This window comes from Pseudomonas sp. PvP089 (assembly GCF_017875165.1).
GTDB classification, from domain to species: domain Bacteria; phylum Pseudomonadota; class Gammaproteobacteria; order Pseudomonadales; family Pseudomonadaceae; genus Aquipseudomonas; species Aquipseudomonas fortuita.
This window is the reverse complement of the sequence record NZ_JAGGME010000001.1, coordinates 2,718,569-2,738,736: the sequence shown is the minus strand read 5'-3', so window position 1 is coordinate 2,738,736 and position 20,168 is coordinate 2,718,569. Positions and strand designations below refer to the sequence as shown.

The window sequence follows — 20,168 nt, the reverse complement described above, 5'->3', positions numbered from 1 at the left end:
CGACATTAGCCGGCAAAGCATCCCGATGCCCCGCCCCATCACAGATTGCATCGGGATGCCAACTGACCAAAAGCGCATGGTTGACGCGCGTGACACGCCACGCCAGTGATTAGTCTCGATGAGTCATATTGTTGCCTGCCCGCTCTCAGACTAATAATTACCTCTCTGCCTGGGGAGGCGCGAAACATGCAACCAAGATTCGTTATCGTTCCTGCTGTGCCAGTGGAAGGTGAATCCTTCCGCATCGGCAACCGGTTCTACGCCGCGACCGCTTCGGGCGGCTTCGATATCTATGACAACCAGGAGAAACAACGACTCAAGCGCGGCTATATCAACAAATCCGAGGCTGCGACTGCGTGCGGGTTGATGAACGCCGAGTCACGCAATCCCGCAGAGCAGTTCCCCATATTGCGAGCAGATTGATGGTTATACGCAGCCTGGCGAAAAACCTGCCTCCAGACCCCGACAAGGAGGGCTGGGTGCTCGGCTGGGGTGTGCTTCGGGACAAGCATCCATGGCATTTTGTCGACGTCTATGCCGACCAGAAGACAGCCCAGGTGGAGGCAGCGCGCCTCGGCGCTGGTTATGTTGTGGAGTACGGTTCACATCGCCTTGGCTCGAGTGAGTTCGTGTGCGGCATTACGCTTCCCGAAGGCTAGAGAGCAGCCCCGCCCATGAAACAGGGGCTCTAAAAGGCTTGCGGTATCATATGGCCGTGCCGTAAATTTCCCCCTCCTGTCATTCCTGCGTTGAGGAGTGGCGCTGAGGCCCAACACCATGTTGGGCTTTTTCGTTTTTGCGACAGGGCCATGGTTCAAGGTGTGCCGATTGTTGCGACTCATCAAAAGAAAGTTCTCCAGGGTGCTGCGAAAGTGGTTTGTCTACCTTGCGGTTGCAGGGCTGGCGGGCAACTACAGCCGACTGTTCGATCACCTTTCAATCTGGAAGCCGTGGCGAATTGCCAAGGGCCTGGCGGCCTATCTGATCGCATCCTGATACGCCTTTCACGCGGCGCAGGATAAATTTCGTTCAACTTGCGCCCTTTAGTCATAAGGCATTCGACAGCAATTCAGCCATACTCCAGAGGTGTTTTTTGGATTTTGGCGGGTTCTAGAAAGTTACGGAGGCCCGTATTTACGGGCCTTCCAGCCCCTCTCGTCACCAGGCGGCTACGTTCCAAGCACAAGGTTAGGACCCTTAGCCCACATTTTTCGAAAGTGCTTTCGGGCTGCAGCTGGCAGATTTCCAGTTTTGTGCTAGATATTTTGATTCTTGATTTTTTTCAAGAGCTCTCCCCAGGGATAACGTAAGCAAGGAGCTAACAGTGGGAATTGTTCAAAACGCTATTAGGGCTTTAGAGAATCACGCTGACGAAAAAGCTAAAGAAGTGAAAGCTTCTTTGCAGATGTTAGATGTACTCGCTCAAACAAAACTTTCAGAAATAAAACGACTCGTTGAAGACGACATTGCCAAATCTAAGTCTGACGCTAAGTCTGGATCGCCCACCCAGATCCCTCCAGGCCTCTACATTATGCAGGACGAGGGGACTCATGTAATGTCATCTTCTGGACCGTCGGCAGGCATCAAGAATGCTGTCGACAGTCTATTACATAGTCCGGAAGCTAAATGGCGCGATGCCTTAACCGGCTTGATAGGTACTGCACTAGACACATTAATTGGTAACTCATCAGGTGCATCAAGCAACAAAAAGCTCTATTTAATCGCACTCGATGGACATGCAGCAGATCCAGATAAAGGCATCGAAGAAACATACGTTCCCGTACGCATTGACTATTGCCTGTGGACCTACAATTTCGAAAGCTCAGGCATCTCAGATATAGCAACAAATGCTATTGCCTATTACGCACAGACGTCCCTGCTTGACTACAGCAACATCCCAAGCAATCTCCAAATCGATCAATCTCTTAAGTTGATCGGAATCCCACAAGAATATCGCAACGCCATTATTGAACAGATTCAGAAAGAGCGCGAAGCAAAACGACCTCTCAATTTGGAGAAATATCTTAAATCCGCCTCACCAGAACTGCGCGCCTCAGCTAAAAAGCTGTATTTATCGTAAAGGTAGAGCCCCACCCCTCCGTAGGGTGGGGTCTTTACAGCCAATATTTCCAACAGCATGGTCGACATCCGGCGTACTTTTCCCAGTCTTGCTAGAGCGTGCCTAACCTGACTACATCGAACACACATGCCGAGCAAATAACCCTCAACTTTGGACGAGGGGCTATCCGACGGGTTCGAGTGGTATCGGTTGGGCTCAGTCGTGAGGAATGTACGCAAACAGGGAGCTGAGTTGATAAAGCCAGCTGAGTGGAGCGGCGGCAGATCCTTGCCCCGGGCCTTGGCCACGACGTGGAGCTTGTAATCGGAGACCGCCTGGAAGAGCGACTCAGCCAGCAGGCGCAGGCGCTCGATCTCCTCTGCAGGCGCGCCATGATCCTGCGTCTGGTGGTAACAGCGCATGGCGTCGATCGCCTTCTGAATCAGCGGCTCGCCGGCCTCAACCATCCCGATGAAAGTCCGCTCATCCATGCCTAAGCTCCAAGCAGGAATGATATGGAAAGGTTTGGTCAGTAACCAACGTTGAAGCCCATTCAAGCGTGAAACCTCCAGAGCCAAGATTAGGCTGCTTCAAAGAAAAAACCAGCAAGCAGCCTAATGGTGTGATCACGCTAGCGCTGCACTTCAATAGCCGTGCCGGCCTTAAGGGACGAGCGTGAAATAATTTTTGCCAGCGTCAGCAGATATTTCTCTACAAGAAGGTAGCATACAATTCCACCTAGCAGCCCAGCAGTCACAGCGCCTACCGCGTACCAGACTGCCATCGCAAGGCTGGTTATCTGCCCAAACGTCGTTACAAATAGCACATACCAGATTCGTTGAGAAATTGGATGCGACAAATACAGTGAATAAGATGCCTCCCCAAACAACAGAGCGACCCTATTGATATTTGACCGAATGTACTTCTCAATCGAGATAAATCCTGCGACTAAGAAAAACGCCGGGACGCCATATACTAAAGGCCGAGTGAATAGGGTGAAATCAGCTAATACCAGCGCCACACTACTAGCCCCAACCAATAGACTTGTCGGCAAAAAACCGATACCCACCCAGCGCTGCCTGGTGACCCCTAGCAAGACGCCAAGCAGAAATTCAATGATGATCGGGCTTGTGTAGGTTTTGCCCAATGGCCCTTCTGGAGCCAAAGCAGACCCAACAATAGCAAGTGCAACTATAACTGCAGCCAAGAACAGAAGTCTCATTCTTAGGTTTTGCAATGCTAAGGAGAGACCGAATATCGCGTAAAAGAACATCTCATATGTGAGGGTCCACCCAATGGTGTATACAGGCGTGACATCACCCACATCTGGGTTTAGGGCGGGAATGAAAAACAGTGACTTAAGCAGGAATACTGGATCGACTGCGCGGGAGTTGAAAAACAAGCTTGGCATTAATAGCGCGGCAGCGACAAGCACACAGGTGAACACCCAGTATAACGGCGCCACTCTCAATATCCGCGAAACCCAAAACTCTCTTATACCTTTATTCTTACCCTCTGTGGTTACCCACATTACGAACCCGGATATAACAAAGAATATATCTACACCAAAATCACCCACCGGGTTATCGAAGTATGGTGCTACAGCAATCATCACCATGGAATGGTAGATGATAACCAGCCCAGCTGCAATGCCTCTCAAATATTGTATTCCGTAGAATTTTTCCACGCGCGCAGTCCATTGCAAGTGTATGAGATTAATTCGCCATTATCGCCAGGTACGTCGCATTTCTCAATATCTTGAGAGGCTGAAGTCTCAGATGGTTATTTTCGCCCGAGTGCGTCATAGGACGCTTCGCACTGATGACCGGCTATGCGTGCCCGGTCATAAGCCTGCGCCAACTCTCCCGCTCGTTCATCAGCCCGTGAGAGCAGCTCGGAGAGCACAATGGCGGCGCGGGTGGCTACCTCGCCTCGGGCGACAGCGGCGATATTCGCGTCTCGACGAAGTCGCCATTCATCTTCCAGCCTTCTGGCTCATCACCACACATCACCGTGCCCGAAACCGGCGGCAGGCACTTCAACCAGGCGCTAGAGGCAAAGGGGCTCAGGCACAGGCCTCAGTACAATTGCCGGCACACATATGCCACGATGTGCCTCATGTCGGGGATGAATCCAGCGTTTATTGCTGGGCAGCTTGGGCACTCGGTGCAGGTGCTTCTCTCGACCTACGCTAAGTGGTTGAATTCTGCCAACGATTGGGCGGAACTGGCGAAACTGGAAAAGAACGTAATGGGTACAGCATCGGCGCAGGATTAAATTTCGTTCACCTTGCGCCCTTTAGTCATAAGGCATTCGACAGCAATTCAGCCATACTCCAGAATGCATCGGTTTTAGGGGGAAAACCCTTGCACAGCCAACGACATACCAACTTTTAGTGAGCCTCAACGTGAAAAAATCCCTGTCCATCCTCAGCCTGCTGCTGTTGCTCACAGGTACCGCGACCCTTCCGTCGACTGCTGCTGCACAACCCCCGGCCCAAGCCCAACGAGATCCGTCCAAGTTGCATCTGGCTTCAGGCAGCGCCTTGCTGATCGACCTGAATACCAACCAGGAGTTGTATTCGAGCCACGCCGACCGCGTGGTGCCGATCGCCTCGGTCACCAAGCTGATGACGGCGATGGTGGTACTGGATGCCAAGCTGCCCATGGATGAAATGCTCACCATGACCATTGCCAACAACCCGGAAATGAAAGGCGTGTATTCCCGCGTACGCCTGGGCAGCCAACTCGATCGCCGCGAGACCCTGCTGATCACCCTCATGTCGTCGGAAAACCGTGCGGCCAACAGCCTGGCCAACGCCTACCCCGGCGGCTACCCGGCGTTCATCAAGGCGATGAATGCCAAGGCCCGCAGCCTGGGCATGGCGCATACCCGCTACGTTGAGCCGACCGGCTTGTCGACGCAGAACGTGTCCACCGCACGCGACCTGGCCAAACTGCTGATGGCCTCGCGCAAATACCCGATGCTGAGCGAGCTGTCGACCACGCGTGAGAAGACTGTGGCCTTCCGCAAGCCCAACTACACCCTGGGCTTCCGTAACACCGACCACCTGGTGAACAAGAGCAACTGGGACATCAAGCTGACCAAGACCGGCTTCACCAACGAAGCAGGGCACTGCCTGGTGCTGCTGACCCGCATGGATAACCGTCCGGTGGCCATGGTCATCCTCGACGCCTTCGGCAAGTACACCCACTTTGCCGATGCCAGCCGCATGCGTCAGTGGCTGGAGACCGGGGCCGCCAAGCCGGCACCGGCAGTGGCCATGCAGTACAAGACCGAGCGGCAGAACAAGGGGCGTGTAGCGGCCGAATAACCGCATGCCCCTGGGGCTGCACAGAACCTGTGCAGGAGCGGCCCATCGCGACGCAAGGCCGCTCCTGCAGGCGTTGCACCAGGCAGTCAGGCCGTGGCGCTGACCATCCCGCCCGAGCTGCTGCCACCCTCTTGCTGCAACAGCTCCAGCAGCTGTGCCGTGGCTGCCATGATCTGGCCGTTGATAGTGGCAATGCTTGCCTGCTTGGCGCCCACCGCAGCGGCCTTGGCCGCTTCATCCATCTTGCTGTTCTGCAGCGCAGCCAACTGCTTCTGCTCCTCGACCAGTTGCTTCTGCAGATCCTTGATCAGCTGACGCAGCTCGGATACGGCCTCTGACTCACCACTGTCTTCACTGTCCGCAGGTTGCGCCTGGCTACCCGCTGAAACTTTCATGCTGTCGCTACTGATGCTCAAGGGGCCCAGCGCCTCACCGGCCTGCTTTGCCTGTTCGCGTTCGTTGGCTGCGTTGGCGCTCAGCGTCTGCGCTGAAACGCCATTGATCATGAGGTTGCTAGCCGTAATTGCGCTCATCTCGATTCCCTGGCTGAAAGATAGGTCCTTGCCGTAACCACCCTATCGGCCATCCCTGGCAGTTCTTTAGCCCGCTTAAATTCCCCCGCGACTGGCTCGTTCCAACACATGTACTTGCGCAGGAGCCGGAGCGCCGGCGGGCGTCCAATTTCGACCATTCAGGGAATCGCAGCCATGAGCCAGTCCTCACAGCAGGAAACCATCAAAGATCTGATCGGCGTGGGCTTCGGCCCTTCCAACCTGGCCTTGGCCATTGCCCTGGAAGAACTCGCCGAGTCCCAGGGCCATGCCCTCGACGCGCTGTTCATCGACAAGCAGCAGGACTACCGCTGGCACGGCGAAACCCTTGCCACCCAGAGCGAGCTGCAGATTTCGTTCCTCAAGGACCTGGTGTCGTTGCGCAACCCCACCAGCCCCTACAGCTTCGTCAACTACCTGCACCAGAAGCAGCGCCTGGCCGACTTCATCAACCTCGGCACCTTCTACCCCTGCCGCCTGGAGTACAACGACTACCTGCGCTGGGCCGCCGACCATTTCGCCACCCAGGCGGTATATGGCCAGGAAGTGCTGCGCATCGAACCAGAGGTGAATGCCGGCCGGGTCGAGCACCTGCGCCTGGTCTCGCGCGACGCCCAAGGCCGCGAATACAGCCGCCGCACCCGCTCGGTGGTGGTCGGCAGCGGCGGCACACCAAAAATCCCGGAAAAGTTTGGTGCCTTCAAGGACGACCCGCGGGTTTTCCATCACTCCCAATACCTGAGCAGCCTCAACAAGCTGCCGTGCACCGCCGGCAAACCCATGCGCATCGCGGTGATCGGGTCGGGGCAAAGCGCCGCCGAGGCGTTCATTGATCTGAACGACAGCTACCCGTCGGTCAAGGTCGACATGATCCTGCGTGGGTCGGCCCTCAAACCCGCCGACGACAGCCCGTTCGTCAACGAAATCTTCTCACCGGACTACACCGACCTGGTCTACAACGAACCGGCCGACCAGCGCAGCAAACTGCTGGGCGAATACCACAACACCAACTACTCGGTGGTCGACCTTAACCTGATCGAGCGCATCTACGGCATCCTGTACCGGCAGAAGGTCGCCCACCAGCACCGTCACAACGTGCTGTGCCGCCGCCAGGTCGAAGCCGTGGTGGCCACCCGCGACGGCCTGGAACTGACCCTGCGCGACCTTGCCACCGGCCAGCAGCAAACCCACCGCTACGACGCCGTGATCCTCGCCACCGGCTACGAGCGCCGCTCGCACCGTGACCTGCTGGCACCGCTTGCCGGTTACCTGGACGATTTCAGCGTTGACCGCAACTACCGCGTACTGGCAAGCCCCGACCTGCAGGCGTCGGTTTACTTGCAAGGGTTCTGCGAGAACAGCCACGGCCTGAGCGACACCCTGCTCTCGGTGCTGCCGGCCCGCGCTGCGGAAATTGGCCGGGCGCTGTACCAGGACCTGGCGCAGTTGCACGGCAAACCGCAACCGGCCGTGGCCATGACCCACGCCTGACCCCGCTGCTGCATGCCTTCAAAGCCGGCCTGACGCCTCGCGCACAGGCCGGCTTTGCGCTTAGAAACATTTGCTTGCATTTAAAACGGCAGGTTTTCAATTCTCATTCGTCCTTATCAGTACAGCCCTCTTTGGTTGGGCACACGCTCGACCACCCAATGCAGAAGACCGTCTGATGGCCAAATCACCGAAAAAATCCAAATCCAGGCTGTGGTTCCTGGTCCATAGCTGGCTCGCCCTGCCGATCTGGTTCTTTGTGCTGATTGTCTGCTTTACCGGCATGCTCGCCGTGGTCAGCCAGGAAATCGTCTGGCTCGCCAACCCCGATGTGCGCGCCAGCAAACCCGATGCCGACGCCGAGCGCCTTAGCTTCCAGCAAGTGCTGGACGCCCTGCACAAAGCCGAACCGGACATGGTCGTGGACTCGCTCATACAGCCCGACGGCTCGCACTTTGCCCTCACGGCCGATGTCACCTTCCCCGACGGCACCAGCCCGACGCTGTACGTCAACCCGTACACCGGTGCCATCCAGGGCAAGTCCCCCGACTTCAACTTCGAAGCCTTCACCCGCGCCCTGCACGGCTGGTGGCTGGTGCCGTTCACCAACGGCTTCAGCTGGGGCTGGTACCTGGTGTCGATCCTTGGCTTGCCCATGCTGGCATCGCTGGTAACCGGGCTGGTGGTGTACAAGAAGTTCTGGAAGGGCTTCTTCAAACCGGTACGCACGGGGCATGGTTCGCGCATCTTCTGGGGCGACCTGCATCGCCTGGCGGGCGTCTGGTCGATCTGGTTCATCGCGGTCATTTCCATCACCGGTACCTGGTTCCTGATCCAGGCAATCCTGTTCGACAACCACATCACCATTTCCAGCCGGCCCATCGTGCCGGTGATCGCCCGCGAAGAAGTGCCGCAAACACCAGATGGCAGCCCTGCCCCGCGCATTGACCTCGATGAGGCGGCACGCATCGCCGGCCTGGCCATTCCCGGCCTGGATATCACCTTCGTTTCGTTGCCGTCTACCGCTTACAGCCATGTTTCAATGGGCGGGCGCGGCTGGTATCCGCTGATGTTCCAAAGCGCCGAAGTCAATCCTTACACGCGCAAAGTCGACAGCCAGTTCCTGCTCAGCGACCGCTCCACGCTGGAGTTCGTCACCGAGTCCATGCGCCCCTTGCACACCGGCGACTTCGGCGGCCTGCCGATCAAGCTGATCTGGTTCTTCTTCGGGCTGATACTCACCCTGATGGTTTTCAGCGGTTTGCTGATCTGGACCAAGCGCACCGCGCAGGCCACCGCCGCCGCCCTCAAGCGCAGCGAACGCGCACCCCGTACCGAACGCGCCCAGACCTCCCTGGAGACCCAATCATGAGCCACGCCCAGGCCGTACCCGCCAGCCCACTGAAGCAGTGGTGGCTGAAGTGGCGTTTTCACCTGAACATCCTGCTGATCCTGGTACCGCTGGGCTTCATGCCCAAGTATTTCAACGACGCAAAGCTGTTCCGTGGCGACGCCGGGCTGGGTGCCAACGTGATCACCGGTATCCAGGCAGGCCCCTACACCCTGGATTTGGCTGAACTGCGTGACGAAGCACCACGCCCGGACGGCCCCGCTGGCGATTTCAAATCCTTCAACGCAGCGCTGTGCAAGGCCTGCATCAATGACGTCAAGGCCGTTTACCTGCGCATTGGCAAACCGCGCAGCCTGCGTGCTGCCGGCACGATCTTCTTTGGTGCGCCTTATCGCATGGGCACCAACCTGCCCATCCCGCCCCGCACCAAGCCTGACGCACAGATCTGGATCACCCTGGAAGGCTGGGACGGCAGCATGCACCAGGCGTCGGTCCCCCTGGCCAAAGCATCGCCAGCCACCGTGGCCTGGCTCGAAAAACAAGGAGGCAAGAAATGAAACAGCTGATGCGAACCCTCGCCCTGCCCTTGCTGGTACTGGCCGCCGGCCCCGCCCTGGCGCATAACCCGATGTGCGAATGCGAAGAGACGGCCGGCGGCCAGGTCAAGTGCACCGGCGGTTTTTCGGACGGCAGCGGTGCCCCCGGGGTGACCCTGGATGTGATCGGTTATGACGAACAGGTGCTGGTCGGCGGCAAGCTTGGCGACGACTCGACACTCACCTTCAAGCGCCCGGACGGCGAGTTCTACGTGCTGTTTGATGCCGGCCCAGGGCATGTCGTGGAAGTCGACTACGCCGATATTGGCCAGCCATGAGCCGCGCCCAAGTGATTCGCCCGGCCGGCGCCGGGCACGAAACCCTGTACGTGCTGCTGATCAGCCTGCTGATCGTGCTGCTCGCCGCCAGCGTGGTGCTGCTGCGTGGCGAGCGCGAAGACGAACAGACCATCGCCAGCCACCAGATCGACGCCCGTCGCGACCTCACCGCCGCCGAGCAAGGCCTGTACACCGACCTGCGGGTGGCCTTCGACGAGATCCAGCTGCTGCGTGAAGAAAACGCTGCCGTGCCTAGCGTGCAGGCCCTGGCCGAAGAAGGCCTGCCGCCCTTCGTGGTCGACGCAGGCAGCCAGAGCCGTGGCGGCCACCACTGGTCATGGCTGGAGCCCGGCGCCTACCTGGGCCGCAGCCAGGCCCCTGAAATCGCCGGCAGCCTGCTGCTGATCCTGCCGGCCGAGAGCACTGGCCAGGCCGATGTCTGGCTGCGCCGCGACAGCGCCGCCACGCCCCCGGACGACCTCGGCCAGGCGGCACTGATTGCCGCTGGCTGGCAGCAGGTGGTCAGCCACTACGACGCCGGGGTTACCCGCGAACACCGTCACTGAACCCAAGGACTTCCCCATGTTCCGCTCCGCCCTCGCCCTGCTCCTGGCGCTTGCCCTGCCGGCAACGGCCCTGGCCGATAACGGCAAGCCGCTGCGCATCGGCATCACCCTGCACCCCTACTACAGCTACGTGACCAACATCGTCGGCGACAAGGCCGAAGTGGTGCCGCTGATTCCAGCGGGCTTCAACCCCCACGCCTACGAGCCACGGGCCGAGGACATCAGGCGCATCGGCACCCTGGACGTGGTGGTGCTCAACGGCGTGGGCCACGACGACTTCGCCGACCGCATGATCGCCGCCAGCGAAAAGCCCGGCATCAATACCATCGAGGCCAACCAGAACGTTCCGTTGCTGGCGGCCACCGGTATTGCCGCCCGCGGCGCCGGCAAGGTGGTCAACCCACACACCTTCCTGTCGATCAGCACCACCATCGCCCAGGTCAACAACATCGCCCGCGAACTGGGCAAGCTCGACCCGGACAACGCCAAGCTCTACACGCAAAACGCCCGCGCCTACGCCAAGCGCCTGCGCGCCCTGCGTGCCGATGCCCTGGCCAAGGTCACCGAGGCCCCCAGCGCCACCTTCCGGGTGGCCACCATCCACGCCGCCTACGATTACCTGGTCCGCGACTTCGGCCTGGAGGTGACCGCCGTGGTCGAACCGGCCCACGGCATCGAACCCAGCCCGGCCCAGTTGAAAAAGACCATCGACCAGCTCAAAGCCCTGGACGTGAAGGTGATCTTCTCGGAAATGGACTTCCCGTCGGCCTATGTCGAAACCATCCAGCGTGAATCTGGTGTGCGCCTGTACCCGCTGACGCACATCTCCTATGGCGAATACACCAAGGACAAGTACGAAGTGGAAATGAAGCGCAACCTCGACACCGTGGTCCGCGCCATTCAGGAGAACCGCGCGTGACCGCCGCCGCCAACCTGCTGACGGCCTGCGGGCCACGCATCGAGTTCGCTGGCATCGACCTGACGCTAGGCCGCACACGCATCCTTGAACAGGTCGCTTTCACTGTGGCCGCCGGCAGCGTGCATGCCATCGTCGGCCCCAATGGCGGCGGCAAGAGCTCGCTGATCAAGACCCTGCTCGGGCAGATGCCGCATCAGGGCCAGTTGACCCTGCATTGGCCAAGCGTACGCGAGGTGATCGGCTATGTGCCGCAGGCCCTGGAGTTCGACCGCGGCCTGCCGATGACCGTGGACGACTTCATGGCCGCCATGTGCCAGCGCCGCCCCGCCTTTCTCGGCCTGTCGCGGCGGGTGCAACCGGCCATAGACGCCGCCTTGGCGCAGGTCGGCATGCTAGACAAACGCAAGCGGCGCATGGGTGCGCTGTCCGGGGGCGAGCGCCAGCGCGTGCTGCTGGCCCAGGGCTTGATCCCCGAGCCGCAGTTGCTGGTGCTGGACGAACCCATGTCGGCACTCGATGAAGCCGGTATCCAGGTGTTCGAGCAGTTGCTCAAGGGCTGGCGCCAGGCGGGCACCACCGTGCTGTGGATCGAGCACGACCTGGAAGCGGTGCTGCGCCTTGCTGACCGGGTAACCGGCCTGAGCCGCAAGGTGCTGTTCGACGCCCCCCCCGCCCAGGCCCTGACCCCGGAGCGCCTGCTCGGCCTGTTCTCTGTTCACCCGCGTAGCGAGAGCCTTGCCCCATGAGTTTTGAAGCATTTCGCCAACTGGTCCAGGACTGGGCCACCGCTGGTTACCTGCCCGAGGCGCTGGCCTACGGTTTCGTGGTCAACGCCCTGTTGGCCGGCCTGATGATCGGCCCGGTGCTGGGCGGCCTGGGCACCCTGGTGGTGGTCAAGCGCTTCGCTTTCTTCTCCGAGGCAGTGGGCCATGCCGCGCTGACCGGGGTGGCCATCGGTATCCTGCTGGGCGAGCCCTACACCGGCCCTTACGGCAGCCTGTTCGGCTACTGCCTGCTGTTCGGCATCCTGCTCAACTTCCTGCGCAACCGTACCGGGCTGTCGCCGGACACCCTGATTGGCGTGTTCCTGTCGGTGTCGCTGGCGCTGGGCGCCAGCCTGCTGTTGATGCTGGCGGGCAAGATCAACGTGCACATCCTCGAGAACGTGCTGTTCGGCTCGGTGCTGACCGTCAGCGGCCAGGACCTGGTGGTGTTGGGCATCGTCGCGGTCCTGGTGCTGGCTTTGGCGCTGCCGCTGTACAACCGCATCATGCTGGCCAGCTTCAACCCACAGCTGGCAGCTGTGCGCGGGGTAGCGGTGAAAACCCTGGACTACCTGTTCGTGGTGCTGGTGACTTTGGTGACCGTGGCCGCCGTGAAGGTGATCGGGGCCATCCTGGTCGGCGCGCTGCTGGTCATTCCCGCTGCCGCCGCTCGCCTTGTCAGCCAGTCGCTCAAGGGCTTTTTCTTCCTGTCGGTGGTGATTGCCACTGTCAGCACCCTGTTTGGCATCCTGCTTCCGATCGTGTTCGACCTGCCAGTACCGTCAGGCGCCGCCATCATCCTGGTCGCGGGCATCTGCTTTGCCCTGGCCGCCCTGGCCCGCGCCCTTGTCCCTCGCCTGCAAGGAAACCCGGCATGAACCTGAAACGCCTGACCCTGGCGCTGGCCCTGGCCGGCCTGCCGTCGCTGTCTTTTGCCACACAAGTGCTGACCACCCTGCCCGTCACCCACAGCCTGGCCAGCGCCCTGCTCGACGGCACTGCGGTACAGCTAAAACGTGCGGCGCCGGCCAACCTGCCGGCCAGCCGGCAGCCGTCGTACTTCAGCGGGCGCGGTGGCGCCAGCCTGGAAAAAGCCGCACAACAGGCCGACGCGGTAATCGGTGTGCGTTCGATCTGGCGTGACGACCCGCTGTACCCGATGGCCCGGCGCAGCAACATCCGCATCGTCGAAATCGATGCCGCACGGCCGGTGGATGGTGCGCTGCCAGGGATTGCAGTCTCCGGTGATGATGCCTATGGCGCCTACCCTTGGCTCAACCCGACCAACCTCGGGCGTATGGCCGATGTGGTGGCCAATGACCTGGAGCGCCTGGCCCCGGGTGACAAAGCGAAGATCCAGGGCAACCTGGCGGGGCTCAAGCGCCAGCTGCTGGAGCTTTCTGCCAGCAGCCAGACACGCCTGGCCAAGGTCGACAACCTGACGGTGGTGAGCCTGTCCGAGCGGTTGGGTTACCTGGCCAGCGGGTTGAACCTGGATGTGGTGGAGCAACCGCTGCCGACCGAATGGGATGCTGCCGCGCTCAAGGCGCTGGAGGAGAACCTGAAAGCGCAGGATGTAGCACTGGTGCTGGACCACCGCCAGCCGGAGGCCGCAGTAGCCGAAGCGATCAAGGCCGCCGGGGCGAAGCTGGTGGTGGTGGAGAGTGACCCTGACGATGCGTTTGCAGGGCTCAAGACCAGTGTCGACCAGGTGGTTGGGGCATTGGGCGAAAGCTGATCGAGCAGGCCGATGTGGTCAATGTGGGAGCGGCCTTGCGTCGCGAAAGGGCTGCACAGCAGCCCCGCAATTTTTGTATCAACGCAGAAACCCTGGGGCCGCTATGCGGCCCTTTCGCGACGCAAGGCCGCTCCCACAATGGATCGCGTCAGCTGAAAAGTTAACGCTTCATGCACCGCTGATAGAGCTCGTCCACCCGCCCGGCAAACCACGCCGTGGTCAACTTGCGGGTGATCTTGGGGCTCTTCAGTTCGATCCCCGGCAATACCGCCCGCGGCACAGGTTTACCGGCCTTGGCATCTGCCAGGGCAAACACCCCGCTGTACAACTTGCTGTCCTCGAACGCCAGGCTGTCGCCCTCTTCCAGCTGGCTGCGAATCTGCGGGTTACGCAGCCCCAGCTTCGCCCCCAGCTTTCTTGCGGCTTGCTCGGTGGCACCTGGCATGATCGCCCCCGGTGCAATCAGGTCGCCGTCCAAGGCAAGCGGCACGCCGGTCGCCTTGCCCAATGCGGCCTGGAACGCCGCGTTGCGGCTGGCGTACCAGCCCGCGTTGAAATCGGCAAAACGGTAGAGCTGGCGTTCGTAACTGGCGGGGTAGCCCAACAGGTGGGCGATGCCGAAGTACATGCCGCCGCGCCGCGTGAACACCTCCTGGCGAATCGTGCCGTCATGGCTGTAGGGATACGCCTGCGCATGCTTTTCGGCGAAGTCGATGCTGACCTGCATCGGCCCGCCGGTGCGCACCGGGTTCAGCCCGTCCAGCAAGGTCTTGCCCAGCGGTACACGGGCGATGACCTCGTCGTAAAGCTCGCTCAGTTGCTTCTCGCTGCGAACCGCCTGCAAACGCTGCTGGTAGCTCTGGCCGTTACCGGAGGGCGCCTTGAGCGCACCGTCAACCAGTAGCCTGGGGATATGCAAGCGCCCGGCACGGCGGTCGATTTCCTCGCGGGCGATACGCCCCAGGTTGGGCACCTGCGGGTCGGCAGTGAAAGTGGATTCCTGCTCGGTCACCGCCAATACAGCGCACAAATTGCTTTTGCTCGGCGTAATACGCTGGGCCTCGAACGCCACTTGGATGTCCTTGGCCCAGCCTTCGCGGTCCTTGGCCTGCGCAGGCAGCAACCGCAACAGCTGGGCGCGGACTTTGACCGGGTCCGCCTCGGGCGCTTCTTCACGGCGCCCGGCACAGCCTTGCAGCAGCGCCAGCGCCATCAACCCGGCAGCCAGTAACCGGCCGTTCAGGGCTGTTCACCGACCAGGTAGGTTTTGCTGATGTGGCGAAACAGCGGGTGGCCGGCGCTGCCCATCAATTCGAACAACACCATCTCGCGGGTCACCACCTGCGCCCCGGCCTCACGCATGCGCGCCAGGCCCGCCGCCTTGCTGGCAGCGGTACGGCTGTCGCAGGCATCCTCGACCACGAACACTTGCTTGCCCAAGGCCAGCAGGCCAAGCACCGTCTGTAGCACGCAGACATGGGTTTCCATACCACACACGATCACCTGCTCACGCGCCATCAGGCTCGCTGGCAGGCAACCGGCAGCCACACAGGAAAAATGGCTTTTCTCCACCACTTCGGCTGCCGGTGCTGCGGCCAGCAGTGGCGCCAAGGTATGCCCCAGGCCCTTGGGATACTGTTCGGAAATCACCGTCGGAAGCTCCAGCTCGGCGGTCGCCGCCAACAACCAGCGTGCCCGTGCCCGAGTACCCTCAGGGTCGCTCATGGCGTCGATGAGTTTTTCCTGGATGTCGACGACCAGCAGCGTGGCCTTGTGTGGATCGATCAGCATTGTCCGCCCCTTGCCTGGGAAAAGGCCTAGCCTCCCCCAGGCAAGCGGTGACGTCAATCAGGCAGAAAGCCGAAGCGGTTCCAGTGAAGCCGTGAGCGCGCCAAGCACGTGGTCCTCCTGCTCATGGATGAAGAAGTGGCCACCGGGAAACATCTGCAGCGAGAACTCGGCTTGGGTTTCCTGGCGCCAGGCCTGCAATTGCTCGTCGCTGGCCCGGTCATCCGCCCCGCCCAGCACGTGCAGCGGGCACTGCAACGCCGCCCGCTGGCGGTAGGCGTAAGTGCCGCAAAGCAGAAAATCGGCGCGCAGGGTAGGCAGGGTCAGGCTCATCAACTCGGCGTTGGCCAGCACTTCCTCAGGGGTACCCTGGAGTTCACGCAACTCGCGGATCAGCTCGGCGTCGCTCTTGGGCTCGCGCCAGTTCTTGCCGTCGTAGTCTTCGCGCCGGGAGGGTGCCGCCGTACCGCAGGCAAACAGGGCCAATGGCGCGGGGCAGCCCAGCGCCTGCAGCTCATGCGCCAGCTCGAAGGCCAGCAATGCACCCAGGCTGTGGCCGAGCAACGCATAAGGGGCGCTCGTCGCCAGGCGCTGCTCGCTGGCCAGTTGCCGGGCCAGCACTTGCATGTCGGTGTGCAGCGGCTCGGCCATGCGTGCGCCGCGCCCGGGCAGCTCCACCGGGCGCACTTGCAACCAGGCGGGCAGTTTGCGCCGCCAGCGGTTGTAGACCATGGCGCTGGCCCCGGAGTACGGCAGGCACAGCAGGTTCAGCGCGGTCACTGGGCGGCTTCGGCCATTTTCTGACGCAGGCTCAGCGGGCGCATGTCGGTCCACACCTCGTCGATGTAGGCCAGGCATTCCTTCTTCAAGCCGCTCTTGCCGACGGCACGCCAGCCGTTGGGGATGGCTTTGTAATCTGGCCAGATCGAGTATTGCTCTTCGTGGTTGACCACTACCTGGAACTGAATATCGTCGCGGTCGAAAACGGAAGTCATTGCCTGTCTCCTTGAATGATGAGTGCCGCTGCACGCCTGGTGCAGGGGGGCTTTCAAGTAGACGTAGCACGCGGTGAAAAAATTAGAGCAACTGGCGCGCCCCATGTGGGAGCGGTGCAGAAATCAAAGGTCAGGCATCACGCAGCAGGTCGTGGGTATCGAGCAGACGGAAGGCTACCTGCGGGTTGCGCTCCAGCCCGCGGCGAATTGCCGCCGGGATCGACTGCCGGGTCTTGCGGCACAGACCCGGCTGGTCATCCAGTTCAATGACGATACCGCGCATGGTCCGCACTTCGTTGTAGCCGGGGGCAATGTGCACGCGGATGCCGAGGTTTTCGTACAGGCGTTGCTGCAGGCGTTGCAGGTCCTCGAAGTCCTTGAGGTTTTCCAGGCGTTCAAGCAGGCGCTTTTCTTCCTGTCGGGTCAGCAGGAGGATGCGCTGGGCCGCCTGCGGGTGATCGACCAAGTGTTCACGGCCGCAGTCGCAGGCACCAGGAGGGCAAGGTTGGCGCAGAGGGGGTGGTGTCATGGAGCAAGCATAGCCCGGCAAAGGCCTCGAAAAAAAACTTTCCTGTCAGGATAAAAAATTTCACAAACCGCTAGACCCCCACCCCTCATTTCGCCTATAAATCTCCAAAAGGAAATTTATATTCCCACTAAGAAACACCACTTTGCCCCTCGCGAAGCTTTTTTGCCCTTGTGCCCGACCTGCCCCACTCCATCACGAGGCCTACCCGACATGCACCCCGCTCCCGATCACTTCATCCTGCGCGTCAGTTGCCCGGCCGTGTCCGGCATCGTCGCCGCAGTGACCACCTACCTGGCCGAGCACGGTTGCTACATCAGCGAGATGGCGCAGTTCGACGACGAGGACAATGGGCGCTTCTTCATGCGCGCGGTGTTTCGCTTCAACACCGGTATCCGTGGTGATACGCCGCAACTGGAGGCAGGCTTTACCGACGTGGCCCAGCGCTTCGGCATGCAGTGGAGCCTGCACAGTAGCGCCCGGCCGATGCGCGTGCTGCTGATGGTGAGCAAGTTCGACCACTGCCTGTCCGACCTGCTGTACCGCCACGCCAAGGGCGAGCTGGACATGCACATTACCGCTGTGGTCTCCAACCACCTGGACCTGCGCCCGATGGCCGAGCGCCAGGGCATCCGCTTCGTCTACCTGCCGGTGACCAAAGACACCAAGGCCGAACAGGAAGCCGCGCTGCTGCGCATCGTCGAGGACACTGGCACCGAACTGGTGGTGCTGGCGCGCTACATGCAAATCCTCTCCGATGACCTGTGCCGGCAGCTGTCGGGGCGGGCGATCAACATCCATCACTCGTTCCTGCCCGGTTTCAAAGGTGCCAAGCCCTACCACCAGGCCTATCAGCGCGGGGTCAAACTGATCGGCGCCACCGCCCACTACGTGACCAGCGACCTGGACGAGGGCCCGATCATCGAGCAGGAAGTGCAGCGCGTGGACCACGCCTACGCACCGGACGATCTGGTGGCCATCGGCCGCGACACCGAGACCATCGCCCTGTCCCGCGCCGTGAAATACCACCTGGAACACCGGGTGTTCCTTAACCACGACCGCACGGTGATCTTCAAATGAGCGCCCTTCTCAGCGTCAAGCTGATCGACGGCAAGGCCACCGCCGCGCGGGTGCTGGCCGAAGTGCGCGAGCAGGTGCTGGAACTGCGCCAGGGCGGCGTGCAACCCGGCCTGGCCGTGGTGCTGGTGGGCGCCGATGCCGCCAGCCACGTGTACGTACGCAACAAAGTGCTGCGCGCCGAAGAGGTGGGCATCCGCTCGCTGGAACATCGCCTGCACGCCGACACCACCCAGGCCCACCTGCTGACCTTGATCGACCGCCTGAACCGCGACCCGGAGGTAAACGGCATCCTCGTGCAACTGCCGTTGCCCGGGCACATCGACGAGCACCGTGTATTGCAAGCCATCAGCCCGTTCAAGGACGTGGACGGCTTCCACAGCGAGAACGTTGGTGGCCTGGCCCAAGGCCGCGATGTGCTCACCCCGTGCACCCCCAGCGCTTGCATGCGCCTGCTGCGCGACGCCTGTGGCGAGCTGCGCGGCAAGCATGCGGTGGTGGTCGGCCGCTCGAACATTGTCGGCAAACCCATGGCTGCCCTGCTGCTGCAGGCCGACTGTACGGTGACCGTGGTGCACTCGCACAGCCGCGACCTGCCAGCGCTTTGCCGCCAGGCCGACATCCTGGTGGCGGCAGTGGGCCAGCCACGGCTGATCGGTGCCGACTGGCTCAAGCCCGGCGCGATGGTGATCGACGTCGGCATCAACCGCGTCGATGACGGCGGCCACAGCCGCCTGGTCGGTGATGTCGACTTCGCCGCTGCCCTGCCCCAGGTCGCCGGCATTACTCCGGTGCCCGGCGGCGTCGGCCCGATGACCATCGCCTACCTGATGAAAAACACCCTGCTCGCCCTCGACCTGCAACAACAGGCCGCCCACCAGGAGCGCACCTGATGCCTTTCGCCCTGCTGAAATACGGCCTGAGTGCCGACTACCCGGTGGAGGTCGACCTGCCGCCACCGTGCGAACTCAAGCCACGCTATGACGTGGTGATCATTGGCGCCGGCGGCCATGGCCTGGCCATCGCCTACTACCTCGCCAGGTACCATGGCGTGACCAACGTCGCTGTGCTGGAAAAGGCCTACCTGGGCGGTGGCAATACCGCACGCAACACCGCGGTTATCCGCTCCAACTACCTCACCAGCGAAGGTGTGCGCTTTTACGCAGAATCGGTGCGCATGTTCCAGAACCTGTCGAACGAGTTCGACTTCAACATCATGTATTCCGAGCGCGGCCAGCTCACCCTGGCGCACACCGATGCCACCGTGCGCGCCTTCCGCCAGCGGGCCGAAGTCAACAAGCACTTCGGCGGGCGCACCGAAATGATCGACCGCCAGCAGATTCGTGAACTGGTGCCCAGCCTTAACCTCGACCCCGGCCACCTGCCGGTGCTGGCGGGCCTTTGGCACATCGACGGCGCCACCGCGCGCCATGACGCAGTCGCCTGGGGCTACGCCAAGCAGGCAGCCAAGCGTGGCGTGGAAATCCACCCGCTGACCGAAGTGCAGGACCTGCTGATTCGCAATGGCCGCATCGAAGCGGTCAAGACCAACCGTGGCACCGTACAGTGCGGCTGCGTGGTCCAGGCCGTGGCCGGCGCCAGTTCGCTGCTGATGGCCAAGGCTGGCATACGTGCGCCGATTCACACCTACCCGCTCCAGGCCATGGTCACGCAGCCGTTCAAGCCGTTCCTCGATCCGCTGGTCAGTTCGTCGGCACTGCACTGTTATGTGCAGCAGACCAGCCGTGGCGAGATCGTCTTTGGCGGCGGCTCCGACCCCTACCCGCTGTACAACACGCGCTCCACACTGGATCTCAAGGAAAGCCTGCTGGCCCACGCCATCGAGATGTTCCCGTTCATGGCCAACGCCAAGCTGATGCGCCAGTGGGCCGGGATGACCGACATGACCCCGGACTACAGCCCGATCATGGGCCTGTCGCCGGTGCACAACTACTACCTGGACGCCGGCTGGGGCACCTGGGGCTTCAAGGCCACGCCAATTTGCGGCAAGACCATGGCCGAGCTGGTGGCCAGCGGCGGCAAAGTGCCCGAAATGATCGCCCCCTTCGCCCTGGAGCGCTTCAGCCGCTTCCAGCAAGTCAACGAAATGGGCGCCACTGCGGCCAGCCACTAGGAGC

Annotated in this window: 24 protein-coding genes and 3 pseudogenes; 18 read left to right on the top strand and 9 right to left on the bottom strand. The window is 61.4% G+C overall.

All coding sequences use genetic code 11. The features are described from left to right. The first annotated feature begins 186 nt into the window (after positions 1-186). From J3A71_RS12735 to J3A71_RS12720, 4 genes are all read left to right on the top strand, one after another. A complete protein-coding gene (locus J3A71_RS12735; protein ID WP_016487642.1) occupies positions 187-423 on the top strand; it encodes a hypothetical protein in 237 nt (78 codons plus the stop codon). Beyond that, positions 423-659, top strand: a complete 237-nt coding sequence (locus J3A71_RS12730; protein WP_016487643.1) for a hypothetical protein — start codon at positions 423-425, stop codon at positions 657-659. The genes J3A71_RS12735 and J3A71_RS12730 overlap by 1 nt, the downstream gene beginning before the upstream one ends. Before the next feature lie 169 nt (positions 660-828). Continuing rightward, the gene (locus tag J3A71_RS12725; protein ID WP_156343155.1) at positions 829-996 is read left to right on the top strand and encodes a hypothetical protein; all 168 of its coding nucleotides are present in this window, start codon (positions 829-831) and stop codon (positions 994-996) included. Positions 997-1,324: 328 nt separating this feature from the next. Next, entirely contained in the window at positions 1,325-2,080 is a 756-nt protein-coding gene (locus tag J3A71_RS12720; protein WP_145914032.1) for a hypothetical protein, read from the top strand. Positions 2,081-2,328: 248 nt separating this feature from the next. Here the strand turns inward: J3A71_RS12720 and J3A71_RS31405 are convergent. The 3 genes and pseudogenes from J3A71_RS31405 to J3A71_RS12705 form a co-directional block, all read right to left on the bottom strand. Further along, positions 2,329-2,550 (bottom strand): annotated as a pseudogene (locus J3A71_RS31405) (hypothetical protein); the annotation flags it as partial. Between the two features lie 140 nt (positions 2,551-2,690). Beyond that, the gene (locus J3A71_RS12710) at positions 2,691-3,746 is read right to left on the bottom strand and encodes an acyltransferase (protein ID WP_023048810.1); all 1,056 of its coding nucleotides are present in this window, start codon (positions 3,744-3,746) and stop codon (positions 2,691-2,693) included. 95 nt (positions 3,747-3,841) lie between these two features. After that, positions 3,842-4,006, bottom strand: a pseudogene (locus J3A71_RS12705) (DUF2514 family protein); the annotation flags it as partial. Positions 4,007-4,090: 84 nt separating this feature from the next. Between J3A71_RS12705 and J3A71_RS12700 the strand changes: the two are divergent. Beyond that, a pseudogene (locus tag J3A71_RS12700) lies at positions 4,091-4,336 on the top strand (site-specific integrase); the annotation flags it as partial. A gap of 130 nt (positions 4,337-4,466) precedes the next feature. Further along, positions 4,467-5,393 carry a D-alanyl-D-alanine endopeptidase gene (pbpG, locus tag J3A71_RS12695; protein WP_016487648.1) on the top strand — a complete coding sequence of 309 codons (927 nt, stop codon included), beginning with the start codon at positions 4,467-4,469 and terminating at the stop codon, positions 5,391-5,393. A gap of 86 nt (positions 5,394-5,479) precedes the next feature. On the opposite strand, the gene J3A71_RS12690 is transcribed toward pbpG, so the two are convergent. Next, the gene (locus J3A71_RS12690; RefSeq protein ID WP_016487649.1) at positions 5,480-5,926 is read right to left on the bottom strand and encodes a hypothetical protein; all 447 of its coding nucleotides are present in this window, start codon (positions 5,924-5,926) and stop codon (positions 5,480-5,482) included. A gap of 174 nt (positions 5,927-6,100) precedes the next feature. Between J3A71_RS12690 and J3A71_RS12685 the strand changes: the two genes are divergently transcribed. The 9 genes from J3A71_RS12685 (at position 6,101) to J3A71_RS12645 (ending at position 13,644) form a co-directional block, all read left to right on the top strand. Beyond that, positions 6,101-7,435, top strand: coding sequence for a SidA/IucD/PvdA family monooxygenase (locus tag J3A71_RS12685; RefSeq protein ID WP_016487650.1), 1,335 nt, complete (start codon positions 6,101-6,103; stop codon positions 7,433-7,435). Between the two features lie 175 nt (positions 7,436-7,610). After that, positions 7,611-8,804, top strand: a complete 1,194-nt coding sequence (locus tag J3A71_RS12680; RefSeq protein ID WP_016487651.1) for a PepSY domain-containing protein — start codon at positions 7,611-7,613, stop codon at positions 8,802-8,804. After that, positions 8,801-9,340, top strand: a complete 540-nt coding sequence (locus J3A71_RS12675) for a hypothetical protein (protein WP_016487652.1) — start codon at positions 8,801-8,803, stop codon at positions 9,338-9,340. The genes J3A71_RS12680 and J3A71_RS12675 overlap by 4 nt, the downstream gene beginning before the upstream one ends. Beyond that, a complete protein-coding gene (locus J3A71_RS12670; protein WP_016487653.1) occupies positions 9,337-9,657 on the top strand; it encodes a hypothetical protein in 321 nt (106 codons plus the stop codon). Before J3A71_RS12675 ends, J3A71_RS12670 begins: the two co-directional genes overlap by 4 nt. Beyond that, positions 9,654-10,223: a DUF6162 family protein gene (locus J3A71_RS12665; RefSeq protein WP_096426224.1), complete on the top strand. Its 570-nt coding sequence runs from the start codon at positions 9,654-9,656 to the stop codon at positions 10,221-10,223. The genes J3A71_RS12670 and J3A71_RS12665 overlap by 4 nt, the downstream gene beginning before the upstream one ends. Positions 10,224-10,239: 16 nt before the next feature. Next, the gene (locus J3A71_RS12660) at positions 10,240-11,142 is read left to right on the top strand and encodes a metal ABC transporter substrate-binding protein (RefSeq protein ID WP_016487655.1); all 903 of its coding nucleotides are present in this window, start codon (positions 10,240-10,242) and stop codon (positions 11,140-11,142) included. Continuing rightward, entirely contained in the window at positions 11,139-11,888 is a 750-nt protein-coding gene (locus J3A71_RS12655; protein ID WP_209952945.1) for a metal ABC transporter ATP-binding protein, read from the top strand. The genes J3A71_RS12660 and J3A71_RS12655 overlap by 4 nt, the downstream gene beginning before the upstream one ends. Next, the gene (locus tag J3A71_RS12650; protein ID WP_016487657.1) at positions 11,885-12,784 is read left to right on the top strand and encodes a metal ABC transporter permease; all 900 of its coding nucleotides are present in this window, start codon (positions 11,885-11,887) and stop codon (positions 12,782-12,784) included. Before J3A71_RS12655 ends, J3A71_RS12650 begins: the two co-directional genes overlap by 4 nt. Next, on the top strand, positions 12,781-13,644 hold the full coding sequence (locus J3A71_RS12645; RefSeq protein WP_096426225.1) for a zinc ABC transporter substrate-binding protein: 864 nt from the start codon (positions 12,781-12,783) through the stop codon (positions 13,642-13,644). The genes J3A71_RS12650 and J3A71_RS12645 overlap by 4 nt, the downstream gene beginning before the upstream one ends. A gap of 160 nt (positions 13,645-13,804) precedes the next feature. On the opposite strand, the gene J3A71_RS12640 is transcribed toward J3A71_RS12645, so the two are convergent. From J3A71_RS12640 to J3A71_RS12620, 5 genes are all read right to left on the bottom strand, one after another. After that, positions 13,805-14,857, bottom strand: coding sequence for a DUF1615 domain-containing protein (locus J3A71_RS12640; RefSeq protein WP_096426226.1), 1,053 nt, complete (start codon positions 14,855-14,857; stop codon positions 13,805-13,807). A gap of 26 nt (positions 14,858-14,883) precedes the next feature. Next, entirely contained in the window at positions 14,884-15,435 is a 552-nt protein-coding gene (locus J3A71_RS12635) for a hydrolase (protein WP_016487660.1), read from the bottom strand. Positions 15,436-15,492: 57 nt separating this feature from the next. After that, positions 15,493-16,212 (bottom strand): alpha/beta fold hydrolase, encoded by a 720-nt coding sequence (locus J3A71_RS12630; RefSeq protein WP_016487661.1) that lies wholly within the window; start codon positions 16,210-16,212, stop codon positions 15,493-15,495. Then, the gene (locus tag J3A71_RS12625; protein WP_016487662.1) at positions 16,209-16,427 is read right to left on the bottom strand and encodes an MbtH family protein; all 219 of its coding nucleotides are present in this window, start codon (positions 16,425-16,427) and stop codon (positions 16,209-16,211) included. Before J3A71_RS12625 ends, J3A71_RS12630 begins: the two co-directional genes overlap by 4 nt. A gap of 130 nt (positions 16,428-16,557) precedes the next feature. Next, the gene (locus J3A71_RS12620) at positions 16,558-16,956 is read right to left on the bottom strand and encodes a hypothetical protein (RefSeq protein ID WP_016487663.1); all 399 of its coding nucleotides are present in this window, start codon (positions 16,954-16,956) and stop codon (positions 16,558-16,560) included. Between the two features lie 210 nt (positions 16,957-17,166). Here J3A71_RS12620 and purU point away from each other — a divergent pair, with 210 nt between their 5' ends. Genes purU through J3A71_RS12605 form a run of 3 tightly spaced genes read left to right on the top strand, consistent with a single transcriptional unit; the run spans position 17,167 to position 20,164 of the window. After that, positions 17,167-18,033 carry a formyltetrahydrofolate deformylase gene (purU, locus tag J3A71_RS12615; RefSeq protein WP_016487664.1) on the top strand — a complete coding sequence of 289 codons (867 nt, stop codon included), beginning with the start codon at positions 17,167-17,169 and terminating at the stop codon, positions 18,031-18,033. Further along, complete coding sequence (gene folD, locus J3A71_RS12610) at positions 18,030-18,923, top strand: bifunctional methylenetetrahydrofolate dehydrogenase/methenyltetrahydrofolate cyclohydrolase FolD (protein ID WP_023049264.1); 894 nt, start codon at positions 18,030-18,032, stop codon at positions 18,921-18,923. The genes purU and folD overlap by 4 nt, the downstream gene beginning before the upstream one ends. After that, positions 18,923-20,164 carry an FAD-dependent oxidoreductase gene (locus J3A71_RS12605; RefSeq protein ID WP_016487666.1) on the top strand — a complete coding sequence of 414 codons (1,242 nt, stop codon included), beginning with the start codon at positions 18,923-18,925 and terminating at the stop codon, positions 20,162-20,164. Before folD ends, J3A71_RS12605 begins: the two co-directional genes overlap by 1 nt. The last annotated feature ends 4 nt before the right edge of the window (positions 20,165-20,168 follow it).